Here is a 14,942-nt window from a genome sequence, read left to right as displayed (position 1 = left end):
CTCAGTCACCCAGGTATTGAATGGTGATGTGGTATTTAAAGACGTGCTGCTCGATGCTAATCGGCACGCGCTTGCCTTTGCGGTTGATATAGGTGATGTCGGTGACCAGTTTTCCGCGCGCGTTACGCAGTTCGCGTTTGTCGCCGCGGTCGGTTAGCGTCCAGCCTTTCGGCAGCTGCGGCAGCCATGCGCTAAGCGGCCAGTGGCTGAGCATCACATCGGCCAGCACCTGGCTGGCGGGCGGCAGTTGCGGGATCACCATCGACTGTTCCGCGCGCAGCCCTTGTTGATCATAGGTCACCAGGAACAGGCGGATACCGACGGACGACAGGCCCGCCAGCGTGAGCTTTTTATCATCGGCATTGAGCAGCACCAGCAGCGACTGGGTTTGGCCGTTGAAGCGGCCGGTCAATAACTGCTGGGAACTGATGGCCGGCGAGATGCCCGGCGGCGGCAACGTGACGCGCGTACCCGGCTCCAGCCACGCCTGCGGACGGCCTTGCGGCTCCGGCGGCGAATGACTGCAGCCGGCCAGCAATAAGGCGGCGAAGAGCGCGAAGGCTCGCCAGAATGATGGTCTTCTCATCGTCTTTTTTTCTCTTTTTTGCTCGGCATCGCCAGCGGCGACAGCAGGAAAGCGGTGAAAATACCGCTGACCAGGACAGTGCCAAAGCTGCTGATGGCCTGGGTGGCGCTAAACACCAGCATGCCAAGCGTTAATAAGGTGGTCATCATCGCCAGGGTAACCGCCAGCAGCGATGTCAGCGGCGTGCCGCGCGGGTTGCTGAAAAACAGGGTGTAGTTGATGCCAATCCCAAGTACCAGCACCAGCGCCAGTAAGGAGAACAGGTTAACGGCGTGGCCGGTGAGCGCCAACGCCCCCAGGCCGCATCCCAGCGACAATACCGACGGCACCAGGCTTATTAAGCCCTTGCGCCAGCCAAGGCGGATAGCGGCGCCGCAGGCAATCACCGCCAGCGCAACGCCGAGCAGCCCGGTTAAAATATGACGGTAGAGCGCGAAAAGCTGGTCGAAATCGCTTTTACGATCGACCCACGCCACGCCAGTCTGGGTTGTGCTGAGCGCCTTCAGCGCCGGGCTATCTTTCACCCCGCTCACTGGCACCAGTACGCCGCTTTCGCCATCCGGCAGCGTCAGCCATAGCAGCCGCCAGCCTTCGCTGGCCGGACTGGCAAGCCAGTCGCCGACTGTCACCGGCATCGGCCGCAGGTCGGGGTGAACAGCGGTGAGTCCGGCGTTATTCAGCGCCTGGCCGACGGCCGGCGCCGCCTGCTTCAGCAGGGCCAGATCCTGCTGCTGGCGGGCCAGTGAATTGAGCGGAATGGCGCGATACCCGCCAAGCATACCGTCGGTTTGCGCTTTAGCCAGTGCGGGCATAAAGGCTTCAAGCCGCTGCAGCGTTTGTTGCGCCGTGTCGCCGTAAACCACGAACCACTTTTGATCGACGCTTTGGCCAGTGAGCGCGGTGATGGCATGCTCCTGGGAGAGGATATTCTGCGGTAGCGCCTGCAGCTGTGAGATATCGTCATCCACCCGCAGGAGAGCGAGCCCCGTCAGGGAGAAAATGGCCAGAACCACCGGCAGACCGATGGCGAGTTTTTTGTTACGCCGCCATGCCGCGAGCCAGCGCGACATCAGCACCATCGCTGGAACGGGACGCACCGGGAGCCCATGGCACAGCCATGGCTGCCAGAAAATCACCGTCAGGCATGAGGCGCTTAGCCCCACGGCCGCAAATAGCGCCATCTGGCGAATGGCCGGGAAGGGGGCCAGCATCATGATTAAATAAGCCGCCACGGTGGTAAGCAGCGCCAGCAGCAGCGCTTTCCGTACTTTAACAAGGCTTTGCCACGGTGAAGTCGCTGCGCCATGGACCATCCGTTCGGTCAGGTAATAGAGCGTGTAATCTGCGGAAATGCCAATAATGCTCATGCTCATCACCAGGGTCATCAGATGCAGCTCGCCAAACAGCAGCAGCGTGGCAACGGTGCCGGCCAGTGCGCCGATAGCGATAGAGATCGCGCATAACAGCAGCGGACGCAGCGAGCGGAACACGGCCACGATCAACAGGATGACGCCGAACAGGGTGGCCGCGCCGAGAGTGGAGATATCGCGCTTCGCCTGCTGGCTGGCGTAATCACTGTAAAATACGGTGCCGCGCGACAGCAGCTGCGCCTGCGGGTGGCGCGCTTTTAATTCCTTTTCAAGCTGCGCGAGGGTGGTCACCAGGCGGTGCGTCTGTCGCATATCGAACGACGAACCCGCCAGCTCGCCGTGCAGCAGATACCAGACATTGCCTTGCGCGTCTTTGCTGGTCAGCCACCCGTCCTGCAGCTGCATCCGCTGGCCGCTATTCGCCATTGCCAGCTGTGAGCCGCGCATCAGCATCAGCGGGTCGTTTTGTAACTCTTTACCGCTGACCCCGGAAAACGCCGAATAGAGCTGCGAAAGGATCCACTGGGCCTGCGCTTCGCCGCCCTCCTGCAGACGCGCGCGGGTGGCGGGGTCGATTAACGCATTGCGATGTTGCCAGAAAAACGTTCCCCAGGCCTGCTGACTGGCGGCATCCATTGAGCCTTTGACCTCGGCCAGCGCATCTGAGGTTTGCAGCAACCGCAGCCAGTCGCGAGCCACCTGCGGGTCGGCCTGTTTACCGGGACTGACCAGCCAGACCAGCTGGCGATCCAGACGCTGCATAAAGCCGTCGTTCAGCGCCGGGGGGATCGCGCCGAGCGTCTGTTTGGGCAGCATCGCCAGCACGCTGCTGTTGAGCCGGGCCTGCGGCAACAGCGCCAGCAGCGCGCCCGCCAGTATCAGGCAGACGACGCCCCAGATCAGCGCAGGACGTTTACTGGGCGGCAAAGCGTTGGCGTTCGTCATCGGTCAGTTGCGCTGGCGTCAGTTGATGTTGGGAAAGGGCGATATCGGTGCGATCGCCTTGTTTATCATTGAGTTGAATATGCTCCAGGTAGGTTTTTCCGGCGAGATCGATGCTGGCGAAAATCTTATCCAGCGGCGTGGTGACAGGCGTCAGGCGCAGCGTCCATTGCCCGTCGCCTTTATCGGCGAATTCCACGCGGAAGTTCTCCTCCAGCACGTTACGATCGGCCTGGAACAGCGCGCGCAGCAGATGGTTGAACTGGAACATCTGCGGGTTGTTTTCGGCGGTGACGGTCTGCGGCGGCTGGCCGTTAATCGCCTGCACCATCCGTTTGTCATCCAGCAGCAGTTGCATCGGGAACGGTGAGGTTTGATCCCACAGCAAGCCCTGGTCGCGGGCGATCAACATCCGCCCCTGGGATCGCAGCGGCTGCGGAAGATCCTTTATGGTGCGGGTTTGATCGAAGTGGGCGCGCACCACCGGCTGTTCGCTAAATTGTTTTTGCAGGTCATCGAGCGTCAGGGCGCTAACCAACGGACTGATGAACAGTCCCACCAACAGCAGCAATCTCATGGCGTGACCCCCATGCGTTCAAACAGAACTTGCGGGCTGACAAAACACATCTCGCCGCTTTTTTCGTCCACCGCGACCTGGATGGTGTAGCCGGTGGTGGTGCGTTTGCCGCTCTCGGCGGCAAAAATTTCATAGCCAATGCGCAGGCGGTTTTCGAACTCTTCCAGACGCGCGCGGACGCGAATACGCTGCTCGAAGGTGATAACGTCCCGGTACTTCACGCGGGTATCCACCACCGGCCACAGATAGCCGGAGACTTTCATCTGCCGGTAGCCGTAGTTGAACTGGTTAAGCAGCGCCTCGCGGGCAATTTCGAAGTAGCGGAAATAGTTGCCATGCCAGACGACGCCCATCATATCGACGTCGTGAAAGGGAATGGTTAGCTCTACTTCAGCAGTAAAACGGGGATCGTTAAGCACCCTTTACTCCTTATCTTTGGGCTCCGGCAAACGCCAGAAATCGAAAAAGTTAAACCAGTCGAGCGGCGACTGCAGCGCGTAATATTCCAGCCGTTCGGCGTAGCGATCGATGATATGTTGCAGTGCCTGCTGGCGATTGGCGCGCGGCAGCGGCAGCGGGTCAGCGAACGGCTCACAGTAAATGCGCAGCTTGCCCTGCTGACGCAGAGCGAACATCAAATTGACCGGGCAGCGCAAAATAGCCGCGAGGATAAAGGGCCCCTGCGGGAAGGGGGCCGGTTGCCCCATAAAACGACTCCAGCAGACGCGCCACTCGCCGCCGCGCTGCGGATTGACCGCAATACGATCGCCGACAATAGCGATCCATTCTCCGCGATCCAGTTTTTCCTGCAGCAGCATGGCGGTCTCCGGGCCGATATCGGTGACCGGCAGCAGGTTGAGCCCCGCCTGCGGGGCCATCTCCGCCATAATCTGCTTAAAGCGTTGGGCATTGTCGCTGAACACCAGCGCGTTGATGGTCTTGCTGCCCTGCAGCTGCGCCAGCGCACGGCAGGCTTCAACATCGCCGAGATGTGAGGCCAGCAGTAGTTTGCCGCGCGGATCGTCGATATTGAGCGTCTCTTCGGCACCTGCGGCAAACACCACATCGCGACCAAACTGCAGTTCGCCGCGCCAGCTGGCGATTTTATCCAGCATCGCGTTGCCAAAGCGCAGGAAGTGACGATAGCTACTGAGTTCGCCCGGCTCCGGCAGCTGACGAGCGGCTAACTGGTCGCGCACGCGGGTAAGCCAGTTTTGTGAAGCGCGGCGCGCGGTGCTGGCCGTTAGCCAGTAGACGCCGACCACCGGGTAGAGCAGCAGCGAAAACGCGTGTCGTCCCAACAGCCGCCACACCAACAGCATCAGGCGCATGCCCCATAAGCCTTTGACCTCCTTCTGACGCGCCCAGTGCGGCGAAGCGCGGCGAAACAGCAGCGAGGGGATCCGCGGCAACATGCCGAGGAACAGTCGGGTATGCATCAGCGAGATGCGGCAGTTATCTCTGAGGGCATCGAAATGCGACAAACCGTCCGGCGGATAGGTCACGCGGGTCGGGACAAAGTAGCTGGTGTTCCCCTGCCAGTAGAGGCGCACCATCACTTCGGTATCAAAATCCATACGCTTGCCGAGGGGCACGCGCTTAGCCAGCTGCAGCGTCGGCGCCAGCGGATAGACGCGAAAGCCGCACATGCTGTCTTTTAGCTGCAGCGATAGCGTTTCAATCCATACCCAGACGTGGGTGATCCAGCGTCCGTACAGGCGCGAGCGCGGGATTGAGTCGTCGTAAACCGGCTGGCCGGAGATCAGCGCCTCGGGATGCTTCTGCGCCAGCGCCAGCAGCTGCGGAATATCTTCGATGGCGTGCTGTCCATCGGCATCGACCTGCACCGCGTGGCTGAACCCGGCTTGCGCTGCGGCCTGTAATCCGCAGATGACCGCGGCGCCTTTTCCGGCGTTCTGCGGTAAGCGGATCAACGTCAGATCCGGGTTTTCCAGCGCCAGTCGCTCCAGCTCCAGCTGTGTGCGACTGTCGCTGCCGTCGTCCACCACGATACAGGGAAGATCAAACGGCTGCAGGCGCGCCAGCACCCGCGACATCATCGCGCCGTGGTTATAGCACGGGATCACCACGCAGGGGGAAAAGGTTAGCGACATAAGCGAATCTTCCCGCTGCTGGCGGTATGTCGTGTTTCGCCATCGTGGCGCTGATAGCTGAAGGTGATGAGCTGACGCGCCTCCTGCCAGCTAAGAGTGAGCGTCACGATCGCCCCCGGCAGGAGCGGCGACTGGAATTTCACATTGTGAATATCGTGAAAGCGCCAGCCGGGCGCCAGCAAGGTGGTGGCGTAATGCATCGCCCAGTCAATCTGCGCGACGCCTGGCAACAAGGGCTGAACGGCAAAGTGGCCGCGAAACCAGAATAACGCCGGATCCACCGATAAAATGATTTCAACCCGATCGGCTTGTGGCTGACGGCGCTCAATTTCATGGGGCTGCATGAAATAACTCCTGTAACTGCGCGTAGACACGCTTGTTCATACTATTGACGGGGATCTCGTCGATAACCCGCCAGTAGCGGGGAATGGCGACCGGTTCCAGCAGAGGGCGCAGTGCTTTTCGCCAATGAGTCTCCTGGCTTTTTCCCCAGCGCTGGCGGGCATGGTTATCCAGCACCAGCAATACGCCAATACTCTGACGGCTGCCGCGGGTGATGGGTAACACGGCGGCATCAATGATGCCTTCAAGTTCCAGCAGGCGCTGCTCCACTTCGCTCAGCGATATGCGCTTCTCTTCAATTTTGACCACGCGATCCCGACGGCCTGCCAAATGGAAGTGGCCACTCTCGCGAAAATGCAAAATATCCTCGAGCAGCTGGCCGCGGTTATCGGTAATAAGCGGAGAAAAAAGGCGGAACGCATCGCCTTCTGGCTGAAAGCGGATGCCGGGAAACGGTTGCCATGGCGCCTCATCCTGCACGCGCTGGCGGCAGGCGATGACGCCGCTTTCCGTACTGCCGTAAATTTCATCCGGCCAGGTATTGCACCAGCGGGCGGTTTGCACGGCATCCTGCCAAAGCAGCTTGCCGCCTGCGGACACGATCATTTCGATCGGCGGAGGGGTAAGCCGGTGGTCGAGACGTTTAAGGAAGGCCGGACTACTAATAAACAGATAGCGATGCTTCCGGCTTAACGCCGTTAACTGCTCGGTGTACTCCAGCATGTCCGTGTGAAGCGGTAAACCCAACGCCATTGGCAAGAACAGTCGAAACGTCAGGCCATACAGATGCTGCGGCGCTACGGATGCCACCACCCGACAGCCTGCCAGACGCCCGGCATAGCAGGCGGATAACAGCGCCGCCTCGCGGTCGAGCGATCCGATCGGTTTGCAAATTCGCTTCGGTTGACCGGTGGAACCGGAGGTGAATAACTCAATGCAAGCCTCTTTGCCTGGCGCGGGAAAATGCATCTGGCCGCTCGTTACCGTCATCGTGGACTCGACAATCACCAGCGCGCCATCCCATGCCAGCGCTTTATCGCTGAGAATGCCGTCAAACAGCGTCTTCTGCTCATTTAACAGCGAAATACGGCCGTGGCCGGGAAGGACCGGCGTTTTGCCGGCATGCAGGGTTGCCAGCAGAGCGACGATAAACAAGTAGCTATTTTCAATGCACAACGCCCAGCGCATGGCTGGCTGCTGACGCAAGTGCGTGAGCAGGTGGGCGACATCATGGCGCAGATGTGCAAGCGTCCAGAGGTGCGTGTCATGCCAGGCGATCGGCGTTTCCGGCGAACGCGCGGCGCTGAGCCACTGGTCCAACGGGAGAGGCTGCTTCATGGTTTATCTCGTTTTATTACCCGCTGGCGCACCAGCCACTCGCCGGCCATGAGCGTGCCCATCAGCAGATAGGAAATCATGCCGTTCCACGCCGTCCACAGGGACAGATCGCCATACAGCGCGGTAAAAAGCGCAATGCCACCGTTAATGATGAAAAAGGCGCACCAGATTTGGGTGACGCGCCGGGTATAGCGTACAGCCCGCTCCGGAAGATCCGGTTCACGCAGTCGCGCCAGACGCTCGATTATCGGCATCGTGGACCATAGCGAACCGCCAAACACCGCCAGCATCACGCTGTTCACCACCACCGGGTAAAATAGCAGTAACTGATGGGTTTTCAGCAGGTAGCTGGCAATACACAGCGTCATGCCGGCCACCGCCACAATCTGAGTGACCACGCTCAGCGCTCCCGCCCGTCGCCGGGTCTGACGAAAGCGTAAAAACAACATCAGCGCCATGAGCGGTAACAACCCTTGCAGGCTGTTATGCGCGAGGCCGAACCAGATTATAAACGGCCAGGCCAGCAGCAATATGCCCGTCAGCAATGGCACAACTGGCAGTGAGCGAATGCCCGACACGGTGAATTATTCTTCTTTGAACAGGCGTTCTACCGCATCGACCACATCCTGCACGGTGCGGACAGTTTTGAACTCTTCTGGCTTTATTTTCTTGCCAATTTTCTTTTGCAGATGGACGATCATGTCGATGGCGTCGATACTGTCCAGTTCGAGATCTTCGTACAGGCGGGCCTCAGGCGTAATATCCTGCGGATCGATTTCAAACACGTTCACCAGCAGCGCGGAGATTTCTTCGTAAATGGCTTGTTGTTCATTCATAACCACTCTCCTCAGGCGCGCTGTGCTTGAATAAATGCCGCGAGCGTGGCGACAGAGTAGAAATGCTGACGCATCTCTTCACTTTCAGCCGACAGCACCACGCCGTACTGATTTTTCACCGCCAGACCCAGCTCCAGCGCATCAATTGAGTCCAGGCCCAGACCATCGCCAAAAAGCGCGGCGTCGGTGTCGATATCATCAGCGGACAGCTCGTCCAGGTTCAATGTACTGATGATCAGATTTTTAATTTCAAGATAGAGCGCTTGCATCATTCATTCCTGTTTCAGGGAGAGTGCCTGTTTCTAATTTAAGCAAAATATGACGGTTCAACTGTCTTGCGGCCAGCGCCGGTTCTTGTTTATTGGCATCATAAAACTGATGTATTGGCAGCCGTTCTCCAACCTCGACGGTAAACCGCGGCTTAGTTGGCGGCGCGTCGTACCATTTGCTTTGTTTACCCAGCATATGCTCGGTACAGCGGATGACGACAATGCGTAAATCGCTGCCACAGCGTACCGCGATATTAGCCGCCCCCCGCTGTAGCTGCATTTTTTTCCCCGGCACGGTGCGCGTGCCTTCAGGGAAAATCAAAATCGTATCGCCTTGCTGTAAACGCTGCCGGCTTGCCGGCAGCAGGGCATCGGCCTGATCGTTAATCAGATAATCGGCGGCGCGGATCACGCCGCTGACGAATGGATTTTTCAGCAGCGCGCTTTTTACCATGCAGTCGGTCTCCGGCATCACCGAGGCCAGCATTACGTAGTCAATAAGGCTGGGGTGATTGGCGACCACCAGGCAACCGCGCTCCGCGCGCAAAATATCGCGGCCATCGATACGGTAATCGAGAACGCCGACGCTTTTCACCACGCTGAGGAATACGCGAAAGCTAACGGAAATGCTGCGCCGCGCGATACGGCGTCGGCGGGTTTTATTACGTACCAAAACCAGCAGCAGATTAAACCAGATGAGCGAGAGCAGCAGGCCGCCAATGCCAAACAGTGCGAAGCAGAAACCGGTCATCGCTGCGCGCCAGAGCCGATTAAGCCGGTGGAAAAACGGCTTCATGCGCGGCTCCATTGCCATTGCACGCGATCGCCGGGAAGCGTGAACGTGCGGGCATTCTGCAAATAGTACTGCAAGAACAGTAAACTTTGCGGTAATGGACTTTCAGCAACGGCTGCATGAGGCTGGGCGTGGCATTGCCACTGGCGACCGGGCTCAATCACCCAGGCTGCCGCATAGGGCCAGGTGGTGATACCTGGCGGCAACTGAGCGTGGTAAAACTCAGGGAGAAAACCGTCGAAATCAACCATCAACACGCGCTGATAACCCGCCTGTAGCAGGCCCATCACTTCGTATAATCCCTGCTGAAACGTATCGCGTCCGGCAGAAAGGGATGACGACATAATCGCTTTTTTTGCAGCAATCGTCAGATTACCCACGGCGGAATTATGCACCGATAAGGCGAAATCGGTCGGCGAGATCGCTTGCTCCATAGCCAGCGCATGGAGGATCCGATAGTTGCGCTCCAGTTCGCCGTGACGGCTGGTATAAAGAACGGCATCGATTTCATGGCGACGGAGCATAGCCAGACCGCATTCCACAGCCAGCTTACTTCCCGAGCTGAGTCGGCGTGCGGTCATCATCGGCAATTCGCTGAGTTTGGGTGGCGCCGCGGCGGGATCGATGGCGTGCAAATGCTGTGACCACCGTTGCCATTGCTCGGGGCCACTGACGCCAGGCGCGAAGGCCTGCCAATCAACAATGTTAAATGAAAATGTCATCCACTCGCATCCGCGATCAATCAATTATTCTTGTGGCATATCAACAAGGTATGCCCAACGCCTAAATTATCGTGACGCTGTTCTACTTCGAACCCCGCCATTTCAAGATAGCGGTAAAATTTCTCTACGCTGTAGAAACGGCTGTTGCCGTTGGCCATACAGGTAAAATAAAGTGAAGACGCATTCAGACTAAATGATGCTGCTTCAAATTTCTGCGCATCCCAGAACAATTCCAGAATGTACAGGCGGGCGCCAGGTTTCATGACCTGTGCCACGTTACTGAGTATGGTGATGATTTGTTCTGGCGAGAAACAGTCCAGGAACTGACTCATCCACCAGATATCCGCTTCTCCGGGTAGGGGGGCGTCACTCAGCATATCCACAGCATGAAAATCGATGCGATGGGCAAGGCCAGCATTTTCTATATTTTCCCGTGCCAGTGCAATTTGTTGCGGTAAATCTAATAACGTGACCGCGATATTTTCATCGTACTGGCAACAGCGTAGCGCCCATTTCCCGGTATTACCGCCTACATCGTACAGCCTTGCGGGCTGGCTGGCGAATACATAGGGCAGCGCTGCAGTGAAGGCGCCATCGGAATAGTAATGGTCGAAGGCAAACCAGCTTTTGCGCGCCGCGGGTGGTAGCTGTGACAAGGCAGGGTAAATCGTTGGCCACTCACCAAAAACTTTTAATCCTGACGGCTTTCCCTCCTGGAGCGCATTTTCCAGAAAGAATAATCCTTGATAACAAACGTCTTGAGTAAAATCCATATTTACTCGCGTCATCGGATCATGAAGTAAGAAATGTCCTATTTTAGAGAGGTGGTAGCGTTCCTCTTTATAGGTCAGGATACGACCGCTTAATCCCATATCGAGCAAAACGCTAACGGCATATTCTTTTCCGTCGAAAATTTCACTGATGGCTGCAAACGTTGCACCGCGTTTACCTTGTTGGTCCAGATAACCCAGAATACCTGAGTTGCGTAGACATAATGCGGTTTGAAAGAGCATGGGGGCAAAAGCAATACGCTGCGCTTCAGTAATGGCATCAAGTGCGCTGAGAGAATCCTTTTGGTACACGTTCGGTACAACCTTATTACAAATAATCGGCGAAACGGGTCAGTAGTGACCCGTATGTATATTTATTGTTGCAGAGCGGTGTTTGCTGCCAGCGTAACCTGAATATCTTTATCGAGGTTGTGTACCCAGCGGTTATAGTTTCTATGAATTTTTCCGTTGGCGGCCATGAGATTAATGCTACTCACATAGACAATAGAATAACTTGTTGCGGAGTAGTTAATTTTAATATCCGCGACATGGTCGCGATTTTGCAATTTACCTTTTATGACGCCAGGGCCCGCGTCAGACATAATCCATTGGCGCTGAGCACCTGCTTTGATAATGGCATCCTTGACCTGCGCTTCCGTATGGCCGGCGCTCACTATCGCATTGACCTGTTCAATAGGGGCTGTCCGTGCGCAACCGGCGAGCGCACCGACAACCGTAGCGGCAATCATCCAGTGAATAATTTTTTTCATGAATACTCCATGTCAATATATTGGCTACTGGCATTAACTTATGCCATGTAAAAAACTTTTATATAGGCTGATATGCTGTGGTTGTTCTGTCAGGCAATATGTTCATCTGTATTAAAACAGGCCGGAGAGGGAAATATGATGTTATTGAAATATTAACATCATGATAAACAATGAGGCGCTATCAGAGCCGTGAGGAAGTATAAGTAATTTAACCCTGCTCAGGCAATAGCGATAATTATTAATATGTATTTATCCTTCCATTAAGGAAAGTCGAATAATCGTCGCGGCAATTTATGCTGATGAGCGCGGCGATGGCGCCGCTGAGGTTATTGCCATTGGAAGGCTGCTTTTCAACAGAAGTCGTGGTAATAGTGGCTCTGTATAGTACAAATCTGGTGGAACCTGATGCCCGAACCCGTCGCCGAACCGGCGCTCAATGGACTGCGCCTCAATCTGCGGATTGTCTCCGTGGTTATTTTTAACTTTGCCAGCTACCTCACCATCGGCTTGCCGCTGGCGGTACTTCCTGGCTATGTGCATGATGTAATGGGCTTTAGCGCTTTCTGGGCCGGCCTGGTGATTAGTCTGCAATATTTCGCCACGCTGCTCAGCCGCCCGCACGCCGGGCGCTACGCTGACCTGCTGGGGCCCAAAAAGATTGTCGTCTTCGGCCTCTGCGGCTGCTTTTTAAGCGGGCTGAGCTATCTGCTGGCCGCCTGGAGCAGCGGCTGGCCGCTGGTTAGCCTGCTGCTGCTATGCCTCGGACGAGTCATTCTCGGCATCGGCCAGAGCTTTGCCGGCACCGGCTCGACGCTGTGGGGCGTCGGCGTTGTTGGGTCGCTGCATATCGGGCGGGTGATCTCATGGAACGGCATTGTGACCTACGGGGCGATGGCGATGGGCGCCCCGCTCGGCGTGCTGTGCTATTCGCAAATTGGCCTCAGCGGCCTGGCCGGGGTCATTATGGCGGTTGCGCTGGTGGCTATCCTCTGCGCGCTGCCCCGCGCAGCGGTGAAGGCGGCGAAAGGCAAAGCAATGTCGTTTCGCGCGGTGCTCGGGCGGGTGTGGCCCTACGGCATGGCGCTGGCCCTGGCCTCCGCTGGTTTCGGGGTTATCGCCACCTTTATCACGCTGTTTTATGACGCCAAAGGCTGGGACGGGGCGGCCTTCGCCCTGACGCTGTTCAGCTGCGCGTTCGTTGGCGCGCGGCTGCTGTTTCCCAACGCCATTAACCGCCTCGGCGGGCTGAACGTGGCGATGCTCTGCTTTAGCGTGGAGATCATCGGCCTGCTGCTGGTCGGCTTTGCCGATACGCCGCTGCTGGCGAAAATCGGCACCTTTCTTACCGGGGCCGGGTTCTCACTGGTCTTTCCGGCGCTGGGCGTGGTGGCGGTGAAAGCGGTGCCGCAGCATAACCAGGGGTCGGCGCTGGCCACCTATACCGTGTTTATGGATTTGTCGTTAGGCGTCACCGGGCCGCTGGCCGGCTTGCTGATGGCGTGGACCGGGATCCCGGTGATATATCTGGCGGCGGCAGGTCTGGTGATGGCGGCGCTGCTGCTGGGCTGGCGGTTAAAAAAACGGCCCCCGGTCAGCGAACCGGAGGCCGTCGCACCAGGCCAGTAATTACTGGATGGTGAGGGTGCTGATGATGCTTTCCGCTTCGGTCTGCGCCTGCTGCTGGTTGTCCGCCGGCAGGGTGACCTGCAGGGTCAGCAGTTTGTCATCCACTTTGCCGAGGAGCACGGAAGACCAGGCGGTCTGCCCCTTGGCGGAGATGATGCTGTCCAGCTGCTGCAGGGTGTGACCTTTGATCTCCAGCGATTTATTGCTTACCACCTGCAGCTGCGGGTCGCGGCTACGCTGCTGATCTTCCAGGCGTTTCGCCAGCACCGCCAGGTCTTCATTGGTGCTGTCGCCGACGATGACGATGACTGCTTTCTGGCCGGTGGCGTCAGAATAGACGTGCATGTTGTTCGCCTGAGTACCCAGTTTGCCGCTCTGGTCGGCCATGCCCGCAGGCAGGGTGAAGCTCAGTTTGCCATCCAGCAGGCTGATCGCCTGGCCGCTGGTGTTGCTCTCCGCTGCTGCCCCAACGGTTGGCGCTTTTGAATCGCTGTTATCGCAGGCGGCAAGCCCCATCACCAGCAGGCCAATACCGACATATTTAACCAAATTGCGCATTGACATCTTCCTTTCGATAAACGGCCACTAATGGCTCATCCGGCTATCTTAACACATCAGCCCGCGAGTACCTTTAACTCGGCTGCAATGCCGACAAATCAGATTTATCCGCCAGCCTTTTCAACAGCATATTTAACAGTACGCCGTACATCGGCAGGAAGAAAATGATGCTGATAAGCACTTTAAAGCTGTAGTCGACGAGGGCGATTTCCCCCCAGTGGGCGGCCATAAACGGATCCGGGCTGCGCCAGAAGGCGATGAAGAAGAACGCCACGGTATCGCTGATGTTGCCGAACAGCGTCGAGGCGGTGGGGGCCAGCCACCAGCGGCGGCTCTGCCGCAGGCGGTTGAAGACGTGGACGTCGAGGATCTGCCCCAGCGCATAGGCCATAAAGCTGGCGATGGCGATACGCGCGACGAAGAGATTAAAGGTGCCCAGCGCCGCGAAACCCTGCCACTCGCCCATGTAAAACAGGGCGGAGATGGCGTAGGAGATGACCAGCGCCGGGACCATCACCGCAAAAATAATGCGTCGCGCCAGCGGTGCGCCAAAAATTCGCACCGTCAGATCGGTGGCGAGGAAGATAAACGGAAAACTGAACGCCCCCCAGGTGGTATGGAAACCAAAGATGGAGATCGGTAGCTGAACCAGATAGTTGCTGGAGGTGATCACCAGCAGATGAAATAGCGAAAGCCAGACGAGCGCTTTTTTGCGCTGTACGGTAGTAAATGGATTCATATTGTGACCTTTTTATGCCCGTCATGCTTCAGGTAAATGAGCAATCGGCAGCGGAACGTTGGGGTGAGGGAACCCAATAAAAAACGGCTGCATGATACTGCGTTGCCGGCGTAATGCAATGGTTGTTTTTCGCGCAAACGTTAACCTGGCTTGCGTACTGGCGAACTGGGGGTAAACTAGGGCCGTTTTGTTGATGTGAGACTAAAATGAGCGAACTTTTCTCCACTCCAGACCACACTCTGGATGCCCTGGGACTGCGCTGCCCGGAGCCGGTCATGATGGTGCGTAAAACCGTGCGGACAATGCCCGTCGGCGAGACGCTGCTGATTATTGCTGACGATCCGGCCACCACCCGCGATATCCCGGGATTCTGCCGCTTTATGGAGCATGAGCTGGTGGCCCAGCAAACCGAAGCTCTGCCGTACCGCTACCTGATCCGCAAAAGCCACTGAGTCTCTCCCGGATGGCTGCGCGTAGCGCCTTATCCGGGCTACCCGACGGTCCGGAATCGTAGCCCTGCTAAGCGCAGCGCGAGCAGGGAATATCCCGGATGGCGGCGCGTAGCGCCTTATCCGGGCTACCCGACGGTC

The 14,942-nt window shown here is 57.4% G+C and carries 18 protein-coding genes; 2 read left to right on the top strand and 16 right to left on the bottom strand.

All coding sequences use genetic code 11. From position 1 onward, the window contains the following. Position 1 precedes the first annotated feature (1 nt). From QLG03_RS07695 to QLG03_RS07630, 14 genes are all read right to left on the bottom strand, one after another. Entirely contained in the window at positions 2–586 is a 585-nt protein-coding gene (locus tag QLG03_RS07695; RefSeq protein WP_023291252.1) for a DUF3261 domain-containing protein, read from the bottom strand. Next, positions 583–2,901, bottom strand: coding sequence for an MMPL family transporter (locus QLG03_RS07690; RefSeq protein ID WP_255989238.1), 2,319 nt, complete (start codon positions 2,899–2,901; stop codon positions 583–585). The genes QLG03_RS07695 and QLG03_RS07690 overlap by 4 nt, the downstream gene beginning before the upstream one ends. Continuing rightward, positions 2,870–3,475 carry an outer membrane lipoprotein carrier protein LolA gene (locus tag QLG03_RS07685; RefSeq protein WP_048298519.1) on the bottom strand — a complete coding sequence of 202 codons (606 nt, stop codon included), beginning with the start codon at positions 3,473–3,475 and terminating at the stop codon, positions 2,870–2,872. Before QLG03_RS07685 ends, QLG03_RS07690 begins: the two co-directional genes overlap by 32 nt. Further along, the gene (locus tag QLG03_RS07680; RefSeq protein ID WP_182962408.1) at positions 3,472–3,894 is read right to left on the bottom strand and encodes a thioesterase family protein; all 423 of its coding nucleotides are present in this window, start codon (positions 3,892–3,894) and stop codon (positions 3,472–3,474) included. The genes QLG03_RS07685 and QLG03_RS07680 overlap by 4 nt, the downstream gene beginning before the upstream one ends. A gap of 3 nt (positions 3,895–3,897) precedes the next feature. Further along, positions 3,898–5,589 (bottom strand): glycosyltransferase, encoded by a 1,692-nt coding sequence (locus QLG03_RS07675; protein ID WP_060589765.1) that lies wholly within the window; start codon positions 5,587–5,589, stop codon positions 3,898–3,900. Further along, entirely contained in the window at positions 5,580–5,933 is a 354-nt protein-coding gene (locus QLG03_RS07670) for a beta-hydroxyacyl-ACP dehydratase (protein ID WP_023291247.1), read from the bottom strand. Before QLG03_RS07670 ends, QLG03_RS07675 begins: the two co-directional genes overlap by 10 nt. Beyond that, entirely contained in the window at positions 5,920–7,269 is a 1,350-nt protein-coding gene (locus QLG03_RS07665) for an AMP-binding protein (protein ID WP_282473615.1), read from the bottom strand. Before QLG03_RS07665 ends, QLG03_RS07670 begins: the two co-directional genes overlap by 14 nt. After that, entirely contained in the window at positions 7,266–7,847 is a 582-nt protein-coding gene (locus QLG03_RS07660; protein WP_023291245.1) for a hypothetical protein, read from the bottom strand. Before QLG03_RS07660 ends, QLG03_RS07665 begins: the two co-directional genes overlap by 4 nt. Before the next feature lie 6 nt (positions 7,848–7,853). Next, positions 7,854–8,105 carry an acyl carrier protein gene (locus tag QLG03_RS07655; protein WP_023291244.1) on the bottom strand — a complete coding sequence of 84 codons (252 nt, stop codon included), beginning with the start codon at positions 8,103–8,105 and terminating at the stop codon, positions 7,854–7,856. 11 nt (positions 8,106–8,116) lie between these two features. Next, positions 8,117–8,374 carry a phosphopantetheine-binding protein gene (locus tag QLG03_RS07650; protein WP_023291243.1) on the bottom strand — a complete coding sequence of 86 codons (258 nt, stop codon included), beginning with the start codon at positions 8,372–8,374 and terminating at the stop codon, positions 8,117–8,119. Then, positions 8,355–9,188 (bottom strand): lysophospholipid acyltransferase family protein, encoded by an 834-nt coding sequence (locus QLG03_RS07645; RefSeq protein WP_171879206.1) that lies wholly within the window; start codon positions 9,186–9,188, stop codon positions 8,355–8,357. Before QLG03_RS07645 ends, QLG03_RS07650 begins: the two co-directional genes overlap by 20 nt. Beyond that, on the bottom strand, positions 9,167–9,889 hold the full coding sequence (locus QLG03_RS07640) for a beta-ketoacyl synthase chain length factor (RefSeq protein WP_023291241.1): 723 nt from the start codon (positions 9,887–9,889) through the stop codon (positions 9,167–9,169). Before QLG03_RS07640 ends, QLG03_RS07645 begins: the two co-directional genes overlap by 22 nt. Before the next feature lie 20 nt (positions 9,890–9,909). Then, positions 9,910–10,971, bottom strand: coding sequence for a class I SAM-dependent methyltransferase (locus tag QLG03_RS07635; RefSeq protein ID WP_032454260.1), 1,062 nt, complete (start codon positions 10,969–10,971; stop codon positions 9,910–9,912). A 62-nt stretch (positions 10,972–11,033) separates the two neighbouring features. Further along, positions 11,034–11,429: a hypothetical protein gene (locus tag QLG03_RS07630; protein ID WP_023291239.1), complete on the bottom strand. Its 396-nt coding sequence runs from the start codon at positions 11,427–11,429 to the stop codon at positions 11,034–11,036. 405 nt (positions 11,430–11,834) lie between these two features. Here QLG03_RS07630 and QLG03_RS07625 point away from each other — a divergent pair, with 405 nt between their 5' ends. Further along, a complete protein-coding gene (locus QLG03_RS07625; protein WP_023291238.1) occupies positions 11,835–13,055 on the top strand; it encodes an MFS transporter in 1,221 nt (406 codons plus the stop codon). Here the strand turns inward: QLG03_RS07625 and QLG03_RS07620 are convergent, their stop codons facing one another. Together QLG03_RS07620 and QLG03_RS07615 are read right to left on the bottom strand one after the other, a co-directional pair. After that, complete coding sequence (locus QLG03_RS07620; RefSeq protein ID WP_023291237.1) at positions 13,056–13,613, bottom strand: DcrB family lipoprotein; 558 nt, start codon at positions 13,611–13,613, stop codon at positions 13,056–13,058. It lies immediately after the preceding gene. A 73-nt stretch (positions 13,614–13,686) separates the two neighbouring features. Continuing rightward, entirely contained in the window at positions 13,687–14,352 is a 666-nt protein-coding gene (locus QLG03_RS07615) for a 7-cyano-7-deazaguanine/7-aminomethyl-7-deazaguanine transporter (RefSeq protein WP_023291236.1), read from the bottom strand. A gap of 206 nt (positions 14,353–14,558) precedes the next feature. Here QLG03_RS07615 and tusA point away from each other — a divergent pair, with 206 nt between their 5' ends. Then, positions 14,559–14,804 carry a sulfurtransferase TusA gene (gene tusA / locus QLG03_RS07610; RefSeq protein ID WP_044524980.1) on the top strand — a complete coding sequence of 82 codons (246 nt, stop codon included), beginning with the start codon at positions 14,559–14,561 and terminating at the stop codon, positions 14,802–14,804. Positions 14,805–14,942: the final 138 nt, after the last annotated feature.

This window comes from Klebsiella sp. V115_8 (assembly GCF_029967715.1).
Taxonomy (GTDB): Bacteria; Pseudomonadota; Gammaproteobacteria; order Enterobacterales; family Enterobacteriaceae; genus Klebsiella; species Klebsiella quasipneumoniae.
Note: the sequence above shows the minus strand (reverse complement) of the source record. Positions and strands in the feature narration are given on the sequence as shown.